Genomic DNA, 23,195 nt, shown 5'->3' on the forward strand with positions numbered 1-23,195 from the left:
GGCGGGCCGCCGCTAGGATCGACGGTCTGATGACTGCCACCCTCGTCGCCAAGAACCTCGCCGCCGGCCACGGCGACCGCTCCCTGTTCACCGGACTCGACCTGGTCGTGGCCCCCGGCGACGTGATCGGTCTCGTCGGAGCCAACGGCGCGGGCAAGTCCACCCTGCTGCGGATGCTCGCCGGGCTGACCGCTCCGGAAGAGGGCGAGCTGCGTCTGTCGCCGCCCACCGCCACCGTCGGCCACCTCCCGCAGGAGCCGGAACGCCGGCCCGGCGAGACCGTCCGGGCCTTCCTCGCCCGCCGCACCGGCGTCACCGAGGCCCAGCGGGCCATGGACGAGGCCACGCAGGCCCTGGTCGACGCGGCCCCCGGCGCCGACGACGCGTACGCGACGAGCCTGGAGCGCTGGCTGGCCCTCGGCGGCGCAGACCTCGACGAACGCGCCGAGGAGACCGCCGGCGCGCTGGGCCTCACCGTCGGCCTCGACCAGCCGATGACGTCCCTGTCCGGTGGCCAGGCCGCCCGCGCCGGACTCGCCTCCCTCCTCCTGTCCCGCTACGACGTCTTCCTCCTCGACGAGCCGACCAACGACCTCGACCTGGACGGCCTGGAGCGACTCGAACGCTTCGTCACCGGCCTGCGCGCCGGCACCGTCGTCGTCAGCCACGACCGCGAGTTCCTCACCCGCACCGTCACCAAGGTCCTCGAACTCGACCTCGCCCAGCGCCGGATCAACCTCTACGGCGGCGGCTACCAGGGCTACCTGGAGGAACGCGAGGTCGCCCGCCGCCACGCCCGCGACGAGTACGAGGAGTACGCCGACAAGCGCGCCGCCCTCCAGGACCGGGCGCAGACGCAGCGCACCTGGATGGACAAGGGCGTCAAGAACGCCCGGCGCAAGGCGGGCAACGACAACGACAAGATCGGCCGCAAGTTCCGCAGCGAGGCCAGCGAGAAGCAGGCCGCCAAGGCCCGCCAGACCCAGCGCATGATCGAGCGCCTGGAGGTCGTCGAGGAGCCGCGCAAGGAGTGGGAACTGCGGATGGAGATCGCCTCGGCGCCCCGTTCCGGCGCCGTGGTCGCCACCCTGCGCGACGCCGAGGTCCGCCGGGGCGACTTCGTCCTCGGCCCCGTCTCCCTCCAGATCGACTGGGCGGACCGGGTCGCGGTGACCGGAGCCAACGGCGCGGGCAAGTCCACCCTCCTCGGCGCCCTTCTGGGCCGCGTCCCGCTGGACGCCGGACACGCCGCGCTCGGCTCCGGCGTCCTGCTCGGCGAGGTCGACCAGGCCCGGGAGCTGTTCCACGGGCCCGAGCCCCTGCTGGACGCTTTCCGCGCCGCCGTCCCGGGCACGGAACCGGCGGACGTCCGCACCCTCCTGGCCAAGTTCGGCCTGAAGGCGGACCACGTCATGCGCCCGGCGTCGACCCTGTCACCGGGCGAACGCACGAGGGCCGCCCTCGCGCTCCTCCAGGGCCGGGGCGTCAACCTGCTGGTCCTCGACGAGCCGACCAATCACCTCGACCTCCCGGCCATCGAACAACTGGAGTCGGCCCTGGACGCCTACGAGGGCACCCTCCTCCTGATCACCCACGACCGCCGCATGCTGAACGCGATCAGGGTGACCCGCCGCCTGGAGGTGACGGACGGCAAGGTGGTGGAGCGCTAGCACCAGCCGCGCCCACCCCCCTACCGGGCCCCTACGCCAACCCGGCCCGCCGCAACGCGTCCGCCATCGCCCCATTGGAAGGCGCCGGCGCCGCGGACGCCCTCCCCTTACCGCCGGCGGCCTTCCGCTGCCGAGGCGGCCTCCCTCCACGCTCCTTCTTCTGCTCCCCCTGCGGAGCGGCCTCGTCGTCCAGCCGCAGCGTCAACGAGATCCGCTTCCGCGGGATGTCGACGTCCAGCACCTTCACCTTCACGATGTCCCCGGGCTTCACCACGTCCCGCGGATCCTTCACGAACGTCTTCGACATCGCGGACACGTGCACCAGCCCGTCCTGGTGCACACCGACGTCCACGAACGCCCCGAAGGCCGCCACGTTCGTGACGACCCCCTCCAGCACCATCCCCGAGGACAGGTCGGAGATCTTCTCCACGCCCTCCTTGAAGGTGGCCGTCTTGAAGGCGGGCCGCGGGTCGCGCCCCGGCTTCTCCAGCTCCCGCAGGATGTCGGAGACCGTCGGCAGACCGAACGTCTCGTCCACGAACTGAGCCGGCTTCAGCGACCGCAGCACGGACGTGTTGCCGATCAGCCCGGCCACCTCCTGCCCGGCGGTCTTCACCATCCTGCGCACCACGGGATACGCCTCGGGGTGCACGCTGGAGGCGTCCAGCGGGTCGCTGCCGCCCCGGATCCGCAGGAAGCCCGCGCACTGCTCGTACGCCTTGGGGCCGAGCCGAGACACCTTCTTCAGCTCGGTCCGCGACGAGAACGGACCGTTCGCGTCCCGGTGGGAGACGATGTTCTCGGCGAGTGAGGAGGTGATGCCGGAGACCCGGGCGAGCAGCGGCGCCGACGCCGTGTTGACGTCCACGCCCACGCCGTTCACACAGTCCTCGACGACCGCGTCCAGCGAGCGGGACAGCTTCACCTCGGACAGGTCGTGCTGGTACTGGCCGACGCCGATCGACTTCGGGTCGATCTTCACCAGCTCGGCCAGCGGGTCCTGGAGCCGGCGGGCGATCGACACCGCGCCGCGCAGCGAGACGTCCATGTCCGGCAGCTCCTGCGAGGCGAAGGCGGAGGCCGAGTACACGGAGGCGCCGGCCTCGGACACCATCACCTTGGTGAGCTTCAGCTCCGGGTGCTTGGCGATGAGTTCACCGGCGAGCTTGTCGGTTTCGCGGGACGCCGTGCCGTTGCCGATCGCGACCAGCTCGACGGCGTGCTCCTTCGCGAGCCGCGCCAGCTTGGCGATCGCCTCGTCCCACCGGTTGGCCGGCACGTGCGGGTGGATCACGTCGGTGGCCACGACCTTGCCGGTGGCGTCGACCACGGCGACCTTCACACCCGTGCGGAAGCCCGGGTCCAGGCCGAGCGTCGCGCGGGTGCCCGCCGGGGCGGCCAGCAGCAGGTCACGGAGGTTGGCGGCGAAGACGTTCACCGCCTCGTCCTCGGCGGCCGTGCGCAGCCGCAGCCTGAGGTCGATGCCGAGGTGCACCAGGATGCGGGTGCGCCAGGCCCAGCGGACCGTGTCCGCCAGCCACTTGTCGCCGGGCCGACCGCGGTCGGCGATCCCGAACCGGCCCGCGACGATCCCCTCGTACGACGACGGGCCGTCGGTGGGCTCCTCGGGCTCCAGGACGAGGTCGAGCACGTCCTCCTTCTCGCCGCGCAGCATGGCGAGGATCCGGTGCGAGGGCAGCTCGGTGAACGGCTCGGCGAAGTCGAAGTAGTCGGCGAACTTGGCGCCGGCCTCCTCCTTGCCCTCCTTCACCTTGGCGGCGAGCCGCCCGCGCACCCACATCCGCTCCCGCACCTCGCCGATCAGGTCGGCGTCCTCGGAGAACTTCTCGGTGAGGATCGACCGGGCCCCGTCCAGGGCGGCCTGCGGATCCGCCACGCCCTTGTCGGCGTCCACGAACGCGGCGGCGGCGGCCAGGGGGTCCACCGACGGGTCGCCGAGCAGGCCCTCGGCCAGCGGCTCGAGGCCCGCCTCGCGCGCGATCTGCGCCTTCGTCCGCCGCTTCGGCTTGAACGGCAGGTAGATGTCCTCCAGCCGGGCCTTGGTCCCGGCCGCCCGGATGCGCGCCTCCAGTTCCTCGGTGAGCTTGCCCTGCTCGCGCACCGAGTCGAGGATCGCCGTACGCCGGTCCTCCAGCTCCCGCAGATAACGCAGCCGCTCCTCGAGCGTGCGCAGCTGCGCGTCGTCGAGCATCTCGGTCGCTTCCTTGCGGTAGCGGGCGATGAAGGGCACCGTCGAGCCGCCGTCGAGCAGCTCCACCGCGGCCTTCACCTGCCGCTCCCGTACGCCGAGTTCCTCGGCGATCCTGCCTTCGATGGACCTCACGTCGCTGGACGCGCTGGACCCGGGTGTCGTCACGATCCCGTACCGCCTTCTCACTGAGGTTGCGCGGCAATTGTGGCAGGTGGCACCGACAATCGGGGATCAGGGCGGCACCCGGGCCCGTCGCGACCGGGTCGTACCGCGGCCGGCATCAGACCCTGCGGCCGCGGGTGGCGGACGATGCGCCGCCGAAGAGCCGGGCCAGGGCCCGGAAGGGAAGCGTCACGACGGTGGCGATGGCGCCACCGATCTGGCGCAGTACGTCTGCGATGGCACGGAACACGAAAAGCCCCTCTCGTCTCCCGGCCCCTCCGGCCGGGAGAGTACGGGTACCTCCACATCGGCGCGGCATGCTCGCCCCCGGCCTGTGATCCGCGACTCGCGCCCCCGTCCAGGAGCTCCGGACGCGTGTCCGCGCCCTGGGGCGGGGGCCCGCGACGCGCGATGGGGCGCCCTCGCCCCGGACGCGACGCCGCGCGTCCCGACCCGGGGAGCGGATGGGCGTGCGGTCCGCGATGCGGGGGCCCTTGCCTTGCCGCGACCATGCGGCGCGGCCCCGAATGCGACACCGCGCACCCCGCGACGCGCGATGCGGGTGCCCTCGCCTCGCGGTGACTGCGCGGCGCGACCGCGACGCGTGTCTTCGGACCCGACCCCACGCCGCACGTCCCCGCGCCCGCGAAGCGAGTCCGCGACGCGCGACGTGTGCCGTACGAGTCCCCTCAGCGCTTGCCGAACAGGTCCGCCGGGAAGGCGCCCGCGCCGACCGCCGTGCGGGCGAAGGCCGACGCGAGGTCCGTCAGGCGCGCCACACCCTCCGCCCCCAGGTGGGTGTAGGGGGCCGAGTCGAGCCGGTCCGTCTCCTGCTCGATCCCGTCGCGCAGGGCCACCCCGCGCTCCGTGAGCTCTCCGGCGTCGTCGACGAGGCCGCGCCCGCGTAGCCGGTCCGCCGCCGCGTCCCACTCCTCCCGGGTCCAGCCACGGGTGCTGAGGACCCACTTCGGCGCCATGCCCCTGCCGGTCGCGGTGTGCGTCACCAGCGCCTCCAGACCGTCCAGCTCCGCCGCCGCCAGCGCGACGAGGTGCCCGTCGCCCCGGTGTTCGCGCAGCAGCGTCGCCGCGTGCCACAACGCCAGGTGCGGCGCGTCGGGCACGGGCAGGTCGGCGTGGGCCGAGTACAGCGGGCGCGCACCGCGCGCGCAGGCCTCGGCGGCGCGCAGCCCCAGAGCGGCCGCCTCCGACATCTCCGCCGACGACACGGCCTCCTCGCCGAGCAGCCGGCGCAGCGTCGCGTCGACGGCTCGCTCGCGTGCCGCCAGCGCCTGCTCGGGCGTGACCGTCTCCCACACGGCGGGCACGTGCCGGGCGACGAGGTCGTGCTTGTAGTTGTAGAACACCGCCGTCACCGCGCCGGCGCCGACCGGCCCGAGCGCGGCGGCGCGCACCGCGAAGTTGACCGCCCGTGGGTCGGTGACCCCGAGGGCGCTCAGCTCCCGGCCCGTGTCGGGCGAGAAGTAGTGCGTCGAGTGCAGCGAGTTGAGCGCGTTGTGGCAGCGGCGGCCGGCGCGTGCGTCGATGGCGGCAGTGGTCATGCCCGGCAGGTTACCAACCGCTCAGTACGTCACCCAGGGCTGTCTCGCGCACGCGTGCGGCATGGCAGGAAAGGTGGGGTACGCGTCATTGCGGACGCCCGAGGTGCGGGCGAAGAATCGACGCATGGCGCAGCGAACCGTCCTCGTCGTCCTCTTCGACGACGTCCAGAGCCTCGATGTCACCGGCCCCGTGGAGGTCTTCGCGGGCGCGGAGAAGCACACGCCGGGGACATACCGCATCCGTACGGCCTCGCTGGACGGCGCTGCCGTGCGCACGTCCAGCGGTCTGACCGTCGTACCGGACCAGGCCCTCACCACGGACTCGGAGGACCCGGACACCCTGGTCGTCCCGGGCGGCCAGGGCACCCGGCACCCCGACCGGCACCTGATCGAGTGGCTGCGCGGGCACGGCCCCCGCGCCCGGCGCCTGGTCTCCGTGTGCACGGGAGCGATCCTGCTCGCCCGAGCGGGGCTCCTGGACGGCCGCCGCGCGACCACCCACTGGGCGTACTCGGACCGGCTCGCCCACGACCACCCGGCCGTGGACGTCGACCCCGACCCGATCTACATCCGCGACGGCCACGTCGCCACCTCCGCCGGTGTCACCTCCGGCATCGACCTCGCCCTCGCCCTGGTCGAGGAGGACCTGGGCCGGGACGTCGCCCTGACCGTCGCCCGCCACCTGGTGGTGTTCCTGCGCCGGCCCGGCAACCAGGCCCAGTTCAGTGCCCAGCTGGCCGCCCAGACCGCCCGGCGCGAGCCCCTGCGCGAGGTCCAGCAGTGGATCACCGAGCACCCCGGGGCCGACCTGAGCGTCGAGTCGCTCGCCGCCCGGAGCGGCTTCTCGCCCCGCCACTTCGCCCGGGCCTTCCAGGCGGAGACGGGCACGACACCCGGCCGCTACGTCGACCGGGTCCGGCTGGAACACGCGCGCCGGCTGCTGGAGGACACGGCGGACGGCGTCGAGGAAATCTCCCGCGCCAGCGGGTACGGCACGCCGGAGGCCATGCGGCGGGCCTTCGTCAGGACCCTCGGAACCGCACCGGCCGAGTACCGCCGCCGCTTCCGCCCGGCACCCGTCCGGTGACCCACGTACCTCACATCCCGTATCCCGTATCCCGTACCACCACGACACCGACCGGAAGGAATCCCGTGCAGATCGCGATCGTCCTCTTCGACCGTTTCACCGCCCTCGACGCGGTGGGGCCGTACGAGACCCTCAGCCGCGTCCCGGACGCGGAGACCGTGTTCGTCGCCGAGCGGACCGGTCCCGTCCGCAACGAGACGGGAAGCCTGGCGCTGACCGCCGACCGGACCCTCTCCGACGTGCCGCACCCGGATGTCGTCGTCGTGCCCGGCGGCCCCGGACAGCACGCGCAGATGGACGACACGACCCTCTTGGAGTGGCTCCGCGCGGCCGATGCCACCAGCACCTGGACCACCTCGGTCTGCTCCGGCTCCCTGCTGCTCGCCGCCGCGGGCCTGCTGAAGGGCCGCCGCGCCACCTCGCACTGGCTGGCCCTGGACCTCCTGAAGCGGTTCGGCGTCGAGCCGACCGGGGAACGGGTGGTCACCGACGGCAAGTACGTCACGGCGGCCGGTGTCTCCTCCGGCATCGACATGGGCCTCACGCTGGTCGGCCGGATCGCCGGTGACGAGCACGCCCAGGCCGTTCAGCTGCTGACCGAGTACGACCCCCAGCCGCCGTACGACGCGGGGTCCCCCGAGAAGGCGCCCGCTCATCTCGTCGAGGAGTTCCACACCCGGAACCGGTTCATCCTGACGTAGGCGCGCTTCCGGGGACGCGCCAGCCGAACTCCGGCTGCCTGCGCTCCAGGAAGGCGGCGACCCCCTCCGCGAGGTCGCCGCTGCCGCGTGCCTGCGCCGTCCAGTACGCGTCCCGGTCGGTGCGCCCGTCCGCGAACTCCTTCGCCGCGGCCTGCGTCAGCTGCGAGCGGGACGTGAGGATCCGGGTGAACTCCGCCACCCGCTTGCCGAGTTCGCCCTCCGGCAGCACCTCGTCGACCAGGCCCGTGCGCAGCGCCCGCCCGGCGTCGATCAACTCCCCGGAGAACAGCAGGTACTTCGCGGTGGCCGGCCCGGTCAGCGCGGCCAGCCGCCGGGTCGAGGACGCCGGATAGACGACCCCCAGCTTGGCCGGAGTCACCCCGAACAGCGCCGACTCCTCGGCGAACCGCAGGTCGCAGGCGGCCGCCAGCTGCGTCCCGCCGCCCACGCAGTGACCGCGGACCGCCGCCAGCGTCGGCTTGGGGAAGGCCGCCAGGGCCTCCTCGGCGCGCACGGCGAGCCCCTGCGCCTCCTCCGCGGACTCCCGCAGGGTCGAGATGTCGGCCCCGGCGCAGAACGTGCCGCCCTCACCGGTGAGCACCAGCGCCCGCACCGCCGGGTCGCCGGCCAGGGCGTCGAGCAGCGGCGGCAGCGCCCGCCACATCCGCGCCGTCATGGCGTTGCGCTTGGCCGGGTGGTGGACGACGACGGTCGCGACCGAGTCGGCGACCCGGTACAGCAGCTGGGGCTCCATGCGCCGGATGCTATCCGCCGACCCGCCGGGTTCGTACGGACGGTGTGGGCGGAACAGGAACGGTCCCACAACTGACCGTGTCATACGCCAACGATCAGAACCGTTCGATACCAGCTGACTTGCGTTCAGTCATCCGGAGGGGAGCGACGCGTTCCCAACACTCAGGGGTGTGGTGACAATCGAGCCCAGGGGTGGCGACCGGACCATGGACGAGACCGGGCCCGCCGGGCCGCTGCCGTACGAAGGCGTCTGGCGGTTCACCGCCCCCGCCGTGGAGGCGTCGGTCCCGCAGGCGAGGCACGCCGTGCGGGACCTGCTGGTGCGCCAGGGCGTGCCGGTCTCCGACGACGTGACCCAGGGACTGCTGCTGATCGTCTCGGAGCTGGTCACCAACGCCGTCCGGCACGCCGCGGTGCTGTCGCCCGTGCTCGCCGTGGAGGTCGCCGTCGGGCCCGAGTGGGTGCGGGTGTCCGTGGAGGACAGCCACCCCTACCGCCCGACCGCCCTGGAGGCCGACCACGGGCAGACGGGCGGGCGGGGACTGCTCCTGGTCCGGGAGATCACCCGGGAGGCGGGCGGGGCGTGCGATGTGGCCCACACGGCGAGCGGCGGCAAGGTGATCTGGGCCGCCCTGCCGCTCAAGCACGCCCCGCGGTAGGCGGGGTCACCAGCCGGCGGAGGGGCCCGTCAGCTCCCGGACGGCGGGCCGGGCCGCGTCCAGCACGGTCATGAACCACGCCGAGAAGGTGTCCTTCGCGTGCCGCTCGGCCAGCTCGGCCGGGTCCACGAAGGCCGTCTCGGCCACCTCCTCCGGGTCGGGCCGCAGCGCGGCCTGCACCAGGCCGACGAAGAGGTGGTTGTACTCCTGCTCCACCAGCCCGGAGGCCGGGTCGGGGTGGTTGTAGCGCACGGTGCCCGCCTCGGCGAGCAGCGAGGGGGAGACGCCGAGCTCCTCGTACGTCCGCCGGGCCGCGGCCGCGAAGGGTGCCTCGCCGGGGTAGGGGTGACCGCAGCAGGTGTTGGACCACACACCGGGGGAGTGGTACTTGCCCAGCGCCCGCTGCTGGAGCAGCAGCCGGCCCCGCTCGTCGAAGAGGAACACGGAGAAGGCGCGGTGCAGCCGTCCCGGCGGCTGGTGCGCCGAGAGCTTCTCCGCGGTGCCGATCGTCGCACCGTTCTCGTCGACCAGTTCCAGCAAGATCGCGTCTGCGGTGCCGTTCGACGAACTGTGCGTCTCGGTGGCAGGAGTGATCGGCATACCCATCCTTCAACTCGGTCCTCGCGCCCCAAGTGTGCCGTACGAATCCGGCACTCTCGGCACTTCCCGGCACTCCGCATGTCCCGCGCGGCGGCGCGGACGGCGGTCTGACCGGTCGGACGCCGAGGAGGGGCCCGAAGGTTGATCATTCCCGCTGCGCGGTCCGGGAACCGTCGGGGGCGTGACCGGGAAGGGTGGAGCGGAGGACGGGAGCGCACGTGCGAGAGCGGGACGCGCTCGTGCGGCGGACGGCCGCACTCCACGGCGCGCCCACTCTGTGCGCGCGCCCCCTGGCCCGCTCGCCGGAGGCGGGTGCGTCTCAGTGGCAGAGCCTGGCCTCGTGCTCCGCGTGCCCGCCGGGCTCCAGCTGGAAGGTGCAGTGCTCCACGTCGAAGTGGTCGCCCAGGCAGCCCTGCAGCTCGTGCAGCATCTTCTCGTGGCCGATCGCGCTCAGCACCTCGCCGCTGACCACCACGTGCGCCGACAGCACCGGCATGCCCGAGGTGATCGTCCAGGCGTGCAGGTCGTGCACGTCCTCGACGCCGTCCAGCGCCAGTATGTGGGCGCGGACCTCGGCGATGTCGACGTCCTTGGGCGCGGCCTCCAGCAGCACGTCCAGCGTCTCGCGCAGCAGCCGTACGGTGCGCGGCACGATCATCACGCCGATGACCAGCGAGGCGATCGGGTCGGCCGCCTGCCAGCCGGTGGCGAGGATCACCAGCGCGGAGACGATCACGGTCAGCGAGCCCAGCGCGTCCGCCGCCACCTCCAGGAAGGCGCCCCGCACGTTGAGGCTCTCCTTCTGTCCCCGCATCAGCAGGGTGAGCGACACCATGTTGGCGACCAGGCCGATCACGCCGAAGACGACGGCCAGCCCGCCGTCGGTGCCGGCGGGCGTGATGAACCGCTCGACCGCCTCGAACAGGATGTAGCCCCCGACGCCGAGCAGCAGCAGGCAGTTGGCCAGGGCGGCCAGGATCTCCGCGCGGGCGTACCCGAAGGTCCGCCGGTCGCTCGGCGGCCGGTTCGCGAAGTGGATGGCCAGCAGCGCCATGCCGAGGCCCAGCGCGTCCGTGGCCATGTGCGCCGCGTCGGCGACCAGGGCGAGCGAGTCGGCGAGCAGACCGCCGACGATCTGGACGACCATGACGAAGACGGTGATCGCCAGCGCCACCCGGAGCCTGCCCCGGTACGCGGCGCTCGCCGTCCCGCCGCCGCGCGCCCCGTGCGCATGCCCGTGATCGTGCCCAGCCCCCATGAGAAGCCGCCTCCCTGTGCGTCCGTCGTCCGGCGTCCGGACCACAGTCAACTACGGGTAGGGGGTATCGGGCAACGCGGCACTGAACACCGTTGTCATCTGCCCTGACCTGCGGAAACGTTGTGCAGGTCAGGGCGTTCGAAGTGACTCGGGGAGTCTGTCCGGAGGCGGTCGGCGGACGGCGGCGGGGAGGTCGCCCTGACGCAGGGCGCATGCTCGTCGACCCTGTGCGATGTCCGCGATGTCCGGTCTGGGGGCGCGGTTTGTGGGGCGGGCCCCGCATCCACGATGATGATCGAGGCCAAGGCGGATGCAAGTGGCGTCGACCGACCGTGAAACGGGCGGTGAACACGGCGTTCCCGGCATCCGATAACCTCTGCCGACATGCCGCCCGGGTGCCGCAGGCGCGGGCGCCCCACCATGCACAGGCCCGGCGCCCAGGCGTCGGCACCCAGGGAGTGAGTTCGGTTGTCGACCGCCATCCTCACCGGTCAGCTGGTCCCCGGTTCGTCGATCGAGAGCGAGCTGCGGTCCCTGGGCTTCGACGTCGAGTTCGCCCCGGATGCCGCTGGCGCCGAGACGCTGCTGGCCCGGGTACCGGCCGGAGAGCGGGTCGCCGTGGTCGACGCCCGCTTCGTCGGCCACGTGCACGCCCTGCGCCTCGGTCTCACCGACCCCCGCTTCCCGCTCGCCGCCATCCCGGGCGCCGTGACCGCCCGGCCGGAGGCCCGCCAGACCCTGACCCGCGCCATGGCCCGGGAGCACTCGGCGTGCGGCGCCACCGCGCGCGCCGGCGCCGCGCCGACCAAGCCGGACGCGGGAGGCCTCGCCGACCGGATCACCGCCGCCCTCGACGCCGACGGCGCCGACGTGTACCGCCCCGAGCTCGGCAGCCTCGTCGCCGTCGTCCCCGCCGACCCGCAGGCCCGCAACGAGGCCCGGCAGGCGGTCTCGGTCGTCGACGACGAGGCGGTACGCCTGAAGTCTGCCGTGAAGGCCCGCGACGGCTTCGTCACCACCTTCCTCATCAGCCCCTACTCCCGCTACATCGCCCGCTGGTGCGCACGCCGCGGACTGACCCCCAACCAGGTCACCACCGCCTCGCTGATCACCGCGCTCATAGCGGCGGGCTGCGCGGCCACCGGCACCCGCGGCGGCTTCGTCGCCGCCGGCGTCCTGCTCATCGCCTCCTTCGTCCTCGACTGCACCGACGGTCAGCTCGCCCGCTACTCCCTGCAGTACTCCACGCTCGGCGCCTGGCTGGACGCCACCTTCGACCGGGCCAAGGAGTACGCCTACTACGCGGGCCTCGCCCTCGGCGCCGCCCGCGGCGGCGACGACGTGTGGGCGCTCGCCCTGGGCGCGATGGTCCTCCAGACCTGCCGGCACGTCGTCGACTTCTCCTTCAACGAGGCCAACCACGACGCCGCCGCCAACACCAGCCCCACCGCCGCGCTCTCCGACCGGCTCGACAGCGTCGGCTGGACCGTCTGGGTACGCCGGATGATCGTCCTGCCCATCGGCGAACGCTGGGCCATGATCGCCGTCCTGACCGCCGTCGCCACCCCCCGGATCACCTTCTACGCGCTGCTGATCGGCTGCGCGTTCGCCGCGACGTACACCACGGCCGGCCGGGTGCTGCGCTCGCTGACCCGGAAGGCGACACGGACCGACCGCGCTGCGACGGCCCTCGCCGACCTCGCCGACTCCGGCCCGCTCGCCGAGCCCGTCGCGAAGGGCTTCTCGAAGCCCGCCCGCCGCCTGCCCGGCTTCACCGCCCCCGCCGTCGCCCTCCTCGGCGGCCTCGCCGTCGTCGCCACGGCCGCCCTCACCGACTTCGGCACTCCCTGGCCGGCGGTCGCCGCGCTCGTCTACGTCCTGGCCTCCGCCCTCGCCGTCGCCCGCCCCCTCAAGGGCGCCCTCGACTGGCTGGTCCCGCCCTTCTTCCGCGCCGCCGAGTACGGCACCGTCCTGGTGCTCGCGGCCAACGCGGACGTGAACGGGGCGCTTCCGGCGGCTTTCGGGCTGGTGGCCGCGGTCGCCTACCATCACTACGACACGGTCTACCGCATCCGCGGCGGTGCGGGTGCGCCGCCGCAGTGGCTGGTGCGGACGATCGGGGGGCACGAGGGCCGCACGCTGGTGATCACCGCCTTGGCCGTGCTGCTCACCGCCACACAGTTCACGCTCGCGCTCACGGTGCTCGCCGTGGCCGTGGCACTCGTGGTGCTCGCCGAGAGCATCCGCTTCTGGGTCGCCGCCCACAAGGGCGGCGCACCCGCCGTACACGACGAAGGAGAACCCGCATGATCGGCCTCGTGCTGGCCGCCGGCGCCGGCCGGCGTCTGCGCCCCTACACCGACACCCTGCCCAAGGCACTGGTGCCGGTCGGCCCCGAGGGGGCGGAGGACAGCATCACGGTGCTGGACCTGACGCTGGCCAACTTCGCCGAGGTCGGCCTGACCGAGGTCGGGATCATCGTCGGCTACCGCAAGGAAGCCGTGTACGACCGCAAGGAGGAGCTGGAGCAGAAGTACGGCGTCAAGCTCACCCTCATCGACAACGACAAGGCCGAGGAGTGGAACAACGCCTACTCCCTGTGGTGCGGCCGTGACGCCCTCAAGGACGGCGTGATCCTCGCCAACGGCGACACCGTGCACCCGGTCTCCGTCGAGAAGACCCTGCTCGCCGCCCGCGGCGACGGCAAGAAGATCATCCTCGCGCTCGACACGGTGAAGAACCTCGCCGAGGAGGAGATGAAGGTCGTCGTCGACCCCGACAAGGGCGTCCAGCGCATCACCAAGCTCATGGACCCGGCCGAGGCGACCGGCGAGTACATCGGCGTCACCCTCATCGAGGGCGAGGCCGCCGCCGACCTGGCCGACGCCCTGAAGACCACCTTCGAGCGCGACCCGCAGCTCTACTACGAGGACGGCTACCAGGAGCTCGTCAACCGCGGCTTCAAGATCGACACGGCGTCGATCGGCGAGGTCAAGTGGGTCGAGATCGACAACCACGACGACCTCGCCAAGGGCAGGGAGATCGCGTGCCAGTACTGACGAGGCTCATCCCGTCACCGGTCGTCGTGGACATCCGCGCGGGTGCCCTCGACGACCTGGGATGTGTGCTCGCCGACGAGCGCATCTCCCACTCGGGCAAGCTCGCCGTCGCCGTCAGCGGCGGCTCGGGCGCCCGGCTGCGCGAGCGCGTCGCCCCGTCCCTGCCCGGCGCCGACTGGTTCGAGGTCGGCGGCGGCACCCTGGACGACGCGATCAAGCTGGCCGGCGCCATGAAGGGCGGCCACTACGACGCGGTCGTCGGCCTCGGCGGCGGCAAGATCATCGACTGCGCCAAGTTCGCCGCGGCGCGCGTCGGCCTCCCGCTGGTCGCCGTGCCCACGAACCTCGCGCACGACGGCCTGTGCTCGCCGGTCGCCACCCTCGACAACGACGCGGGCCGCGGCTCCTACGGCGTCCCGAACCCGATCGCCGTCGTGATCGATCTGGACGTCATCCGCGCGGCGCCGGCCCGCTTCGTGCGGGCCGGCATCGGCGACGCGGTCTCCAACGTCTCCGCGATCGCGGACTGGGAGCTGGCCAACCGGGTCAAGGGCGAGCGGATCGACGGCCTGGCCGCCGCGATGGCCCGCCAGGCCGGCGAGGCCGTGCTCCGGCACCCGGGCGGCATCGGGGACAACGAGTTCCTCCAGGTGCTCGCCGAGGCGCTGGTGCTCAGCGGGATCGCCATGTCGGTGTCCGGCGACTCGCGCCCGTCCTCCGGCGCCTGCCACGAGATCAACCACGCCTTCGACCTGCTCTTCCCCCAGCGCGCCGCCGCCCACGGCGAGCAGTGCGGCCTGGGCGCGGCCTTCGCGATGTACCTGCGCGGCGCCCACGAGGAGTCCGCCCACATGGCCGGGGTGCTGCGCCGGCACGGGCTGCCGGTGCTGCCCGAGGAGATCGGGTTCACGCCGGACGAATTCGTCCGGGCCGTGGAGTTCGCCCCGCAGACGCGGCCCGGCCGCTACACGATCCTCGAGCACCTCGACCTCGAAACCGACCAGATCAAGGACCTGTACGCCGACTATGTCAAGGCCATCGGTAGCTGAACTACGTCCGGTCGTCCACCCCGCCGGGGTCAAGGACCGGCGCAGCGGTGAGCACTGGGCGGGACGCCTCTACATGCGTGAGGTCTCGCTGCGGATCGACCGCTACCTGGTGAACACCAGGATCACGCCCAACCAGCTCACGTACCTGATGACCGTCTGCGGCGTGCTCGCCGCCCCGGCCCTCCTGGTGCCGGGGATCTGGGGCGCCGTGCTCGGCGTCGTGGCGGTCCAGCTCTACCTGCTGCTGGACTGCGTCGACGGCGAGGTCGCGCGCTGGAAGAAGCAGTACTCCCTCGGCGGCGTCTACCTCGACCGGGTCGGCGCCTACCTGACCGACGCCGCGGTCCTGGTCGGCCTCGGCCTGCGCGCCGCCGACATCTGGGGCACCGGCCGGATCGACTGGCTGTGGGCCTTCCTCGGCACCCTCGCCGCGCTCGGCGCCATCCTGATCAAGGCCGAGACCGACCTGGTGGGCGTCGCCCGGCACCAGGCCGGGATGGCCCCGGTCAAGGAGTCCGCCTCCGAGATCCGCTCCTCCGGCATGGCGCTGGCCCGCCGGGCCGCCGGGGCGCTCAAGTTCCACCGGCTGATCCTCGGCATCGAGGCGTCGCTGCTCATCCTGGTCCTCGCCATAGTCGACGCGAGCCGCGGTGACCTGTTCTTCACCCGGCTCGGCACGGCCGTACTCGCCGGCATCGCGCTGCTGCAGACCCTGCTGCACCTCGTGTCCGTCCTCGCCTCCAGCAGGCTGAAGTGAGCGCGGCCATGAAGGTCGGGGCGGTCGTCATCACGATGGGCAACCGCCCCGACGAGCTGCGGGCCCTCCTCGACTCGGTGGCCAAGCAGGACGGCGACCCCGTCGAGGTGGTCGTGGTCGGCAACGGCTCACCCGTTCCGGAGGTGCCGGCCGGTGTCCGCACCGTCGAGCTGCCCGAGAACCTGGGCATCCCCGGTGGCCGCAACGTCGGCATCGAGGCCTTCGGACCGGGCGGCCAGGACGTCGACATCCTGCTCTTCCTTGACGACGACGGCCTGCTCGCCCGCACCGACACCGCCGAGCTGTGCCGGCAGGCCTTCGCGGCCGACGACGACCTGGGCATCATCAGCTTCCGCATCGCCGACCCGGACACCGGCGAGACCCAGCGCCGGCACGTGCCGAGGCTGCGCGCCTCCGACCCGATGCGCTCCTCCCGGGTCACCACCTTCCTCGGCGGCGCCAACGCCGTGCGCACCCGCGTCCTCGCGCAGGTCGGCGGCCTGCCCGACGCGTTCTTCTACGCCCACGAGGAGACCGACCTCGCCTGGCGGGCCCTCGACGCCGGCTGGATGATCGACTACCGCTCCGACATGGTGCTGAACCACCCGACGACCGCGCCCTCCCGGCACGCCGTCTACCACCGCATGGTCGCCCGCAACCGCGTCTGGCTGGCCCGCCGCAACCTCCCCGCGCTCCTCGTCCCGGTCTACCTCGGGGTGTGGATGCTGCTCACCCTGCTCCGCCGCCCCTCGCGCCCGGCCCTGAAGGCCTGGTTCGGCGGCTTCCGCGAGGGCTGGGCCACCCCCTGTGGTCCCCGCCGGCCCATGCGGTGGCGTACGGTGTGGCGCCTGACCCGGCTGGGCCGGCCCCCGGTGATCTGACAAGCTCGTACCCGAGGGCTTGTGGCCCCACCCGGGTCCGACCGGACCCTCCGAGGCCGACAGGACCGTGCCGGACCCGTACCGGCCGCGCACGGACGAAGACGAAAGTTATCCACTAGTGAGTGAGACAACGCACGACGGCACGGTCGCCATGACCAAGCCCGTGTCGCCCGACGAGGGACTCACGGCGGCCCAGCTCGCCGCCAGGCACGGGCTGTCCGTGAGCGGTGCCCGGCCGTCCCTCGCGGAGTACGTCCGTCAGCTCTGGGGGCGGCGCCACTTCATCCTCGCCTTCTCCCAGGCGAAGCTGACCGCCCAGTACAGCCAGGCCAAGCTCGGCCAGTTGTGGCAGGTGGCCACACCGCTGCTGAACGCCCTCGTCTACTTCCTGATCTTCGGCCTCATCCTGAACGCGGGCCGGGGCATGGAGAAGGACGTGTACATCCCGTTCCTGGTGACGGGTGTGTTCGTCTTCACCTTCACCCAGTCCTCCGCGATGGCGGGCGTGCGCGCCATCTCCGGCAACCTCGGCCTGGTGCGGGCGCTGCACTTCCCCCGCGCCTCGCTGCCGATCTCGTTCGCGTTCCAGCAGCTCCAGCAGCTGCTGGCGTCGATGATCGTGATGTTCGCGGTGGTCATCGGCTTCGGCAGCTACCCCTCGTTGTCCTGGCTGCTGATTCTTCCGGCACTGGTCCTGCAGTTCCTCTTCAACATGGGGCTGGCGCTGATCGTGGCCCGGATGGGCGCCAAGACGCCGGACCTGGCCCAGCTGATGCCGTTCATCATGCGCACCTGGATGTACGGGTCCGGCGTGATGTTCTCCATTCCGATCATGCTGGAGGACAAGCCGGCCTGGCTGGCCGACGTGCTCCAGTGGAACCCGGCCGCCGTCTACATGGACCTGATCCGCTTCGCGCTGATCGACGGTTACGGCTCCGAGAACCTGCCGCCGCACGTGTGGGCGGTGGCGCTGGGCTGGGCCGTGGCCCTCGCCGTAGGCGGCTTCGTGTACTTCTGGAAGGCTGAGGAGAGGTACGGCCGTGGCTGAGCAGCAGCAGGGTGCGCGGGTCCCGACGGTCATCGCGGACGACCTGCACATCGTCTACCGCGTCAACGGCGCCAAGACCGGCAAGGGCAGCGCGACCGCCGCGCTCAGCCGGATGATCAAGCGCGGCGAGGAGCGGGGCGTGCGCAAGGTGCACGCCGTGCGCGGCGTCTCCTTCACCGCCTACCGGGGCGAGGCCATCGGCCTCATCGGCTCCAACGGGTCCGGCAAGTCGACCCTGCTGCGGGCCATCGCCGGCCTGCTGCCCGCCGAGCGCGGCAAGGTCTACACCGACGGCCAGCCCTCCCTGCTCGGTGTGAACGCGGCGCTGATGAACGACCTGACCGGTGAGCGGAACGTCATCCTCGGCGGCCTCGCCATGGGCATGTCCCGCGAGCAGATCAAGGAGCGCTACCAGGACATCGTCGACTTCTCCGGGATCAACGAGAAGGGCGACTTCATCACCCTCCCGATGCGCACCTACTCCTCCGGCATGGCCGCCCGCCTGCGGTTCTCCATCGCCGCCGCGAAGGACCACGACGTCCTGATGATCGACGAGGCGCTGGCCACCGGTGACCGCAAGTTCCAGACGCGCTCCGAGGAGCGCATCCGGGAGCTGCGCAAGGAGGCCGGCACCGTCTTCCTGGTCAGCCACAACAACAAGTCGATCCGGGACACCTGCAACCGCGTGCTGTGGCTGGAGCGCGGCGAGCTGCGCATGGACGGCCCGACCGACGAGGTGCTCAAGGAGTACGAGAAGTTCACGGGCAAGTAGTCCGACACGCCGGAGCCCCGCCGGAACCGCTCCGGCGGGGCCCGCGTCCGCAAAGGAAACGTCAACTCCTGGTGTTTTCAGGAATCTTGATGTGAATCGGTGTGTTGTCGTGATGCGCGGAGGACCCCGGCGGCCCTCCGTGCGTTGTACAACGTAAGCTGGACCGGTCCCGAAACGCGGCACATGGGGCGATAATGCCCGACACCCTTGAGCGGGCCCGCCGCACGGGCGGCCGGGCGGCGTGTCCGAAATAGTGTGAATTGGGTCGGCAGTGTAGAACGGGAGATGTGACGGCAATGGCGACGGAAACTCCCCACCTCCGCGAAGCGTGCGCCGTCTCCGCACAAGGCAGCCCGCGATGACGGCCACCGACCCGGCACAGGTCACCGACCCGGCACAGGCCACCGACGCGGCACGCGGCACCCTCGCCAAGGCCGCGGACGAGAACTTCCCCGTCGCCCCCTTCTTCCTGCCCCGCGACTGGCGCACCGACCTCATGGCCGTGTACGGCTTCGCCCGCCTCGTCGACGACATCGGCGACGGCGACCTGGCCCCCGGCGGCGCCGACGCCCGCCTCCTCGGCGTCCCCGAGGACCGGGCCGGCGACCGGCTGCTGATGCTGGACGCCTTCGAGGAGGACCTGCGCCGGGTCTTCGACGGCACCCCCCGCCACCCGCTGCTGCTCCGCCTGCTGCCGACCGTGCGCCGCCGCTCGCTCACCCCCGAGCCCTTCCTCGGCCTGATCGCCGCCAACCGCCAGGACCAGCTGGTCGGCCGGTACGAGACCTACGACGACCTCCTCGCCTACTGCGAACTGTCCGCCAACCCGGTGGGCCGGCTCGTCCTCGCCGTCACCGGCACCTCGACACCCGAACGGGTCCGCCGCTCCGACGCGGTCTGCACCGCCCTGCAGATCGTCGAGCACCTCCAGGACGTCGCCGAGGACCTGGCCCGGGACCGGATCTACCTGCCCGCCGAGGACATGAAGCGCTTCCACGTCCAGGAGGCGGACCTCGCCGCGCCCACCGCGAGCGCGTCGGTGCGCGCCCTGGTCGCCTTCGAGGCCCAGCGCGCCCGCGACCTGCTGAGCGAGGGCGCGCCGCTGGTGGGCAGCGTCCGCGGCCGGCTGCGTCTGCTGCTCGCGGGGTTCGTGGCGGGCGGCCGGGCGGCCCTCGGGGCGATCGCCGCCGCCGAGTACGACGTACTTCCCGGCCCGCCCAAGCCCGGCAAGGCCCGCTTGCTGCGCGAGGTGGGCCCGACCCTGCGAGGAGAGGGGTGATCGGGACCGTGGAGTCGTCAGCGAACGCGTCGGCACCGGTACTCGCCGCCTACAGCTACTGCGAGACCGTCACCGGACAGCAGGCCCGCAACTTCGCCTACGGCATCAGGCTGCTGCCGGCGCCCAAGCGCCGGGCGATGTCGGCGCTGTACGCGTTCTCGCGCCGCGTCGACGACATCGGCGACGGCGAGCTGGCCGGGGACGTCAAGGTCGCCCGGCTGGAGGAGACCCGGGCGACCCTCGCCCGGATCCACGCGGGCGAGGTCGACGAGGACGACACCGACCCGGTCGCCGTCGCCCTCGCGCACGCCGCCCGGCAGTTCCCGATCCCGCTCGGCGGGCTCGACGAACTCATCGACGGCGTCCAGATGGACCTGCGCGGCGAGACCTACGAGACCTGGGACGACCTGAAGGTCTACTGCCGCTGCGTGGCCGGCGCCATCGGCCGCCTCTCGCTCGGCGTCTTCGGCACCGAACCGGGGGCGCGCGGAGCCGAGCGCGCGCCCGAGTACGCCGACACGCTCGGCCTCGCGCTCCAGCTCACCAACATCCTGCGGGACGTCCGGGAGGACGCCGAGGGCGGGCGGACCTACCTGCCCGCCGACGACCTCGCCAAGTTCGGCTGCTCGGCCGGGTTCGACGGGCCGAAACCGCCCGAGGGCTCCGACTTCGCGGGTCTCGTGCACTTCGAAGTGCGTCGGGCCCGCGCCCTGTTCGCCGAGGGCTACCGGCTGCTGCCCATGCTCGACCGGCGCAGCGGCGCCTGCGTGGCCGCCATGGCCGGCATCTACCGCCGCCTCCTGGACCGCATCGAGCGCGACCCCGAGGCGGTGCTGCGCGGCCGGGTCTCGCTCCCCGGACGCGAGAAGGCGTACGTTGCGGTGCGCGGCCTGTCGGGTCTCGACACCCGGCACGTCACCCGGCGGGCCGTCAGGAGGCGCGCCTGATGGGCACACCCGGCACACTCGACACTCCGGACCGGCACGAGGCGGCCGGCGAAGAACGGCGGGCAACCCTCCGGTGGCGGGCGGCGTCCCAGACTGAGACGGTCTGCCGTACGCCGTTCAAGCACCACGGCGACCGGACAGGGAAGGGCGCACCATGACGCACGGCAACGGCACGCGCGAGGGCGGGCGGCTCGCGGACGTCTCCGCCGTCCGCCCCGGCGGACACGCCGTCGTGGTCGGCGGTGGACTCGCCGGCGTCACCGCCGCGCTCGCGCTCGCCGACGCCGGTGTGCGCGTCACCCTGCTCGAAGGCCGGCCGCGCCTGGGCGGGCTCGCCTTCTCCTTCCGGCGCGGCGGCCTCACCGTCGACAACGGCCAGCACGTCTACCTGCGCTGCTGCACCGCCTACCGCTGGTTCCTCGACCGCATCGGCGGGACGGCGCTCGCTCCCGTGCAGGAACGTCTCGACGTGCCCGTCGTCGACCTCGACCGGCCCGAGGGGCGGCGGCTCGGCAGGCTGCGCCGCGACGCGCTGCCCGTCCCCCTCCACCTGGGGCGCAGCCTCGCCGCGTACCCGCACCTCTCGCTCGCCGAACGCGCGAGCGTCGGGCGGGCCGCGCTCGCGCTCAAGGGGCTCGACCCCGCCGACCCGGCCCTGGACACCCAGGACTTCGGCAGCTGGCTGGCCGCACACGGCCAGTCGGCGCGCGCCGTCGAGGCCCTGTGGGACCTGGTCGGCGTCGCCACCCTCAACGCGGTCGCGGGCGACGCCTCGCTCGGACTCGCCGCGATGGTGTTCAAGACCGGTCTGCTGTCCGACCCGGGCGCGGCCGACATCGGCTGGGCCCGCGTCCCGCTGGGCGAACTGCACGACCGGCTGGCCCGCAAGGAGCTCGACTCCGCGGGCGTGCGCACCGAGGTCCGTACACGAGTCACCTCCGTCCGTGAGAACGACAACGGCGGCTGGAGCGTTCAGGTCCCCGGCGAGACGCTCCAGGCCGACGCGGTCGTCCTCGCCGTACCCCAGCGCGAGGCGCACGGCCTGCTGCCCGCGGGCGCGCTCGACGCCCCGGAGAACCTCCTGGAGATCGGCACCGCGCCGATCCTCAACGTGCATGTGATCTACGACCGGAAGGTGCTCGCCGCGCCGTTCCTCACGGCGCTCGGCACCCCGGTGCAATGGGTGTTCGACCGTACCGAGGCCTCCGGGCTGAGGGAGGGCCAGTACCTGGCGCTGTCCCAGTCGACGGCGCAGAGCGAGATCGACGAGCCCGTGGCCGCGCTGCGCGAGCGGTACCTGCCCGAGCTGGAGCGACTGCTGCCCCTGGCCCGGGGTGCCGAGGTGAAGGACTTCTTCGTGACCAGGGAGCGCACCGCGACCTTCGCTCCCGCCCCCGGCGTCGGCCGCCTCAGGCCCGGCGCCCGCACCAAGGCACCCGGCCTCTACCTGGCCGGAGCGTGGACCGCCACCGGGTGGCCCGCGACCATGGAGAGCGCGGTTCGCAGCGGTGTCGGGGCGGCGGGCGCCGCCCTCGGCGCCCTCGGCCGGTCCCGCGGCCTCCTCCCCGACTTCTTCGAGGAGGCGGCGTGAAAACCGATCCGCGTGGCACCGACGCCGGCGCTCCCGGCACCGCAACTGGAGGAAAGACTGTGCCCACTGTGCCCCCGGCCACGAAGGCCGACCCACGGACCACGGTGGACGTGACCGCGCTCCTGGAGCGCGGCCGGACCCTGTCCACGCCGGTCCTGCGGGCGGCAGTCGACCGCCTGGCGCCTCCCATGGACACCGTCGCCGCCTACCACTTCGGCTGGATCGACGCCCACGGCAGGCCCGCCGACGGCGACGGCGGCAAGGCCGTGCGTCCCGCCCTCGCGGTGCTCTCCGCCGAGGTCACCGGGGCCGCGCCCGAGGTCGGCGTCCCCGGCGCGGTGGCCGTGGAACTGGTGCACAACTTCTCCCTCCTGCACGACGACCTGATGGACGGCGACGAGCAGCGCCGCCACCGCGACACCGTCTGGAAGGTGCACGGCCCCGCCCAGGCCATCCTGGTCGGCGACGCCCTGTTCGCCCTTGCCAACGAGGTGCTGCTGGAACTCGGCACCGTCGAGGCCGGCCGCGCCACCCGCCGCCTGACCAAGGCCTCCCGCGCCCTGATCGACGGCCAGGCCCAGGACATCTCCTACGAGCACCGCGACCGCGTCAGCGTCGAGGAGTGCCTGGAGATGGAGGGCAACAAGACCGGCGCCCTGCTGGCCTCCGCCAGCTCCATCGGCGCGGTCCTCGGCGGCGCCGACGAGCACACCGCCGACACGCTGGAGAAGTACGGCTACCACCTGGGCCTCGCCTTCCAGGCCGTCGACGACCTCCTCGGCATCTGGGGCGACCCGGACGCCACCGGCAAGCAGACGTGGAGCGACCTGCGCCAGCGCAAGAAGTCCCTGCCGGTCGTCGCCGCCCTCGCCGCGGGCGGCCCCGCCTCCGAACGGCTCGGCGAGATCCTCGCCGCCGACGCCAAGACCAGTGACTTCGCGAACTTCTCCGAGGAGGAGTTCGCGGCCCGCGCCGCCCTCATCGAGGAAGCGGGCGGGCGGGAGTGGACCGCCGACGAGGCGCGTCGCCAGCACACCATCGCCATCGAAGCCCTCGACGCCGTCGACATGCCCGACCGGGTGCGGGACATGTTCACCGCGCTCGCGGACTTCGTCGTCGTACGAAAGAGATGATCACTATCGGTCGAATAG

The 23,195-nt window shown here is 72.7% G+C and carries 22 protein-coding genes; 16 read left to right on the plus strand and 6 right to left on the minus strand.

Annotation, left to right across the window (positions count from 1 at the left end; translation table 11 throughout):
• Positions 1–29: 29 nt before the first annotated feature.
• On the plus strand, positions 30–1,670 hold the full coding sequence (locus AMK11_RS17365) for an ABC-F family ATP-binding cassette domain-containing protein (protein WP_073728129.1): 1,641 nt from the start codon (positions 30–32) through the stop codon (positions 1,668–1,670).
• A gap of 31 nt (positions 1,671–1,701) precedes the next feature.
• Here AMK11_RS17365 and AMK11_RS17370 read toward each other — a convergent pair whose 3' ends face one another.
• The 3 genes from AMK11_RS17370 to AMK11_RS17375 form a co-directional block, all read right to left on the minus strand.
• A complete protein-coding gene (locus tag AMK11_RS17370; protein WP_073728131.1) occupies positions 1,702–4,047 on the minus strand; it encodes a Tex family protein in 2,346 nt (781 codons plus the stop codon).
• A gap of 115 nt (positions 4,048–4,162) precedes the next feature.
• Positions 4,163–4,294 carry an LPFR motif small protein gene (locus tag AMK11_RS38985; RefSeq protein WP_257003040.1) on the minus strand — a complete coding sequence of 44 codons (132 nt, stop codon included), beginning with the start codon at positions 4,292–4,294 and terminating at the stop codon, positions 4,163–4,165.
• A gap of 439 nt (positions 4,295–4,733) precedes the next feature.
• Complete coding sequence (locus AMK11_RS17375) at positions 4,734–5,603, minus strand: SCO6745 family protein (protein WP_073728133.1); 870 nt, start codon at positions 5,601–5,603, stop codon at positions 4,734–4,736.
• A 124-nt stretch (positions 5,604–5,727) separates the two neighbouring features.
• Between AMK11_RS17375 and AMK11_RS17380 the strand changes: the two genes are divergently transcribed.
• A complete protein-coding gene (locus AMK11_RS17380; RefSeq protein ID WP_073728135.1) occupies positions 5,728–6,690 on the plus strand; it encodes a GlxA family transcriptional regulator in 963 nt (320 codons plus the stop codon).
• Positions 6,691–6,755: 65 nt separating this feature from the next.
• Positions 6,756–7,391, plus strand: coding sequence for a DJ-1/PfpI family protein (locus AMK11_RS17385; protein ID WP_073728136.1), 636 nt, complete (start codon positions 6,756–6,758; stop codon positions 7,389–7,391).
• Here AMK11_RS17385 and AMK11_RS17390 read toward each other — a convergent pair.
• The gene (locus AMK11_RS17390; RefSeq protein WP_073728137.1) at positions 7,378–8,145 is read right to left on the minus strand and encodes an enoyl-CoA hydratase/isomerase family protein; all 768 of its coding nucleotides are present in this window, start codon (positions 8,143–8,145) and stop codon (positions 7,378–7,380) included. The two genes, AMK11_RS17385 and AMK11_RS17390, sit on opposite strands and share 14 nt — an antisense overlap.
• Before the next feature lie 205 nt (positions 8,146–8,350).
• On the opposite strand from AMK11_RS17390, the gene AMK11_RS17395 reads away from it, so the two are divergent.
• Complete coding sequence (locus AMK11_RS17395; protein ID WP_073728138.1) at positions 8,351–8,803, plus strand: ATP-binding protein; 453 nt, start codon at positions 8,351–8,353, stop codon at positions 8,801–8,803.
• Between the two features lie 6 nt (positions 8,804–8,809).
• On the opposite strand, the gene idi is transcribed toward AMK11_RS17395, so the two are convergent.
• Both idi and AMK11_RS17405 read right to left on the minus strand, forming a co-directional pair.
• Positions 8,810–9,403 (minus strand): isopentenyl-diphosphate Delta-isomerase, encoded by a 594-nt coding sequence (gene idi, locus AMK11_RS17400; RefSeq protein ID WP_073728139.1) that lies wholly within the window; start codon positions 9,401–9,403, stop codon positions 8,810–8,812.
• Between the two features lie 319 nt (positions 9,404–9,722).
• Positions 9,723–10,661, minus strand: a complete 939-nt coding sequence (locus AMK11_RS17405) for a cation diffusion facilitator family transporter (protein ID WP_073728140.1) — start codon at positions 10,659–10,661, stop codon at positions 9,723–9,725.
• 468 nt (positions 10,662–11,129) lie between these two features.
• Here AMK11_RS17405 and AMK11_RS17415 point away from each other — a divergent pair, with 468 nt between their 5' ends.
• The 12 genes from AMK11_RS17415 (at position 11,130) to AMK11_RS17465 (ending at position 23,177) form a co-directional block, all read left to right on the plus strand.
• On the plus strand, positions 11,130–12,971 hold the full coding sequence (locus AMK11_RS17415) for a DUF5941 domain-containing protein (RefSeq protein WP_073728141.1): 1,842 nt from the start codon (positions 11,130–11,132) through the stop codon (positions 12,969–12,971).
• Entirely contained in the window at positions 12,968–13,720 is a 753-nt protein-coding gene (locus AMK11_RS17420) for a phosphocholine cytidylyltransferase family protein (protein ID WP_073728142.1), read from the plus strand. The genes AMK11_RS17415 and AMK11_RS17420 overlap by 4 nt, the downstream gene beginning before the upstream one ends.
• Positions 13,708–14,769, plus strand: a complete 1,062-nt coding sequence (locus AMK11_RS17425) for an iron-containing alcohol dehydrogenase family protein (RefSeq protein ID WP_073728143.1) — start codon at positions 13,708–13,710, stop codon at positions 14,767–14,769. Before AMK11_RS17420 ends, AMK11_RS17425 begins: the two co-directional genes overlap by 13 nt.
• Entirely contained in the window at positions 14,747–15,526 is a 780-nt protein-coding gene (locus AMK11_RS17430; protein WP_073729004.1) for a CDP-alcohol phosphatidyltransferase family protein, read from the plus strand. The genes AMK11_RS17425 and AMK11_RS17430 overlap by 23 nt, the downstream gene beginning before the upstream one ends.
• A gap of 8 nt (positions 15,527–15,534) precedes the next feature.
• Positions 15,535–16,407 carry a glycosyltransferase family 2 protein gene (locus AMK11_RS17435; RefSeq protein ID WP_073728144.1) on the plus strand — a complete coding sequence of 291 codons (873 nt, stop codon included), beginning with the start codon at positions 15,535–15,537 and terminating at the stop codon, positions 16,405–16,407.
• Positions 16,408–16,525: 118 nt separating this feature from the next.
• Entirely contained in the window at positions 16,526–17,455 is a 930-nt protein-coding gene (locus AMK11_RS17440; protein ID WP_073728145.1) for an ABC transporter permease, read from the plus strand.
• A complete protein-coding gene (locus tag AMK11_RS17445; protein ID WP_073728146.1) occupies positions 17,448–18,227 on the plus strand; it encodes an ABC transporter ATP-binding protein in 780 nt (259 codons plus the stop codon). Before AMK11_RS17440 ends, AMK11_RS17445 begins: the two co-directional genes overlap by 8 nt.
• A gap of 358 nt (positions 18,228–18,585) precedes the next feature.
• The gene (gene hpnC / locus AMK11_RS17450; protein ID WP_073728147.1) at positions 18,586–19,506 is read left to right on the plus strand and encodes a squalene synthase HpnC; all 921 of its coding nucleotides are present in this window, start codon (positions 18,586–18,588) and stop codon (positions 19,504–19,506) included.
• Positions 19,503–20,453 (plus strand): presqualene diphosphate synthase HpnD, encoded by a 951-nt coding sequence (hpnD, locus tag AMK11_RS17455; RefSeq protein ID WP_073728148.1) that lies wholly within the window; start codon positions 19,503–19,505, stop codon positions 20,451–20,453. Before hpnC ends, hpnD begins: the two co-directional genes overlap by 4 nt.
• Positions 20,453–20,611 (plus strand): DUF6380 family protein, encoded by a 159-nt coding sequence (locus AMK11_RS38575; protein ID WP_079187511.1) that lies wholly within the window; start codon positions 20,453–20,455, stop codon positions 20,609–20,611. The genes hpnD and AMK11_RS38575 overlap by 1 nt, the downstream gene beginning before the upstream one ends.
• A complete protein-coding gene (hpnE, locus tag AMK11_RS17460; RefSeq protein ID WP_073728149.1) occupies positions 20,608–22,044 on the plus strand; it encodes a hydroxysqualene dehydroxylase HpnE in 1,437 nt (478 codons plus the stop codon). The genes AMK11_RS38575 and hpnE overlap by 4 nt, the downstream gene beginning before the upstream one ends.
• Before the next feature lie 68 nt (positions 22,045–22,112).
• A complete protein-coding gene (locus tag AMK11_RS17465; RefSeq protein ID WP_073728150.1) occupies positions 22,113–23,177 on the plus strand; it encodes a polyprenyl synthetase family protein in 1,065 nt (354 codons plus the stop codon).
• The last annotated feature ends 18 nt before the right edge of the window (positions 23,178–23,195 follow it).

The organism is Streptomyces sp. CB02414 (genome assembly GCF_001905385.1).
Taxonomy (GTDB): Bacteria; Actinomycetota; Actinomycetes; order Streptomycetales; family Streptomycetaceae; genus Streptomyces.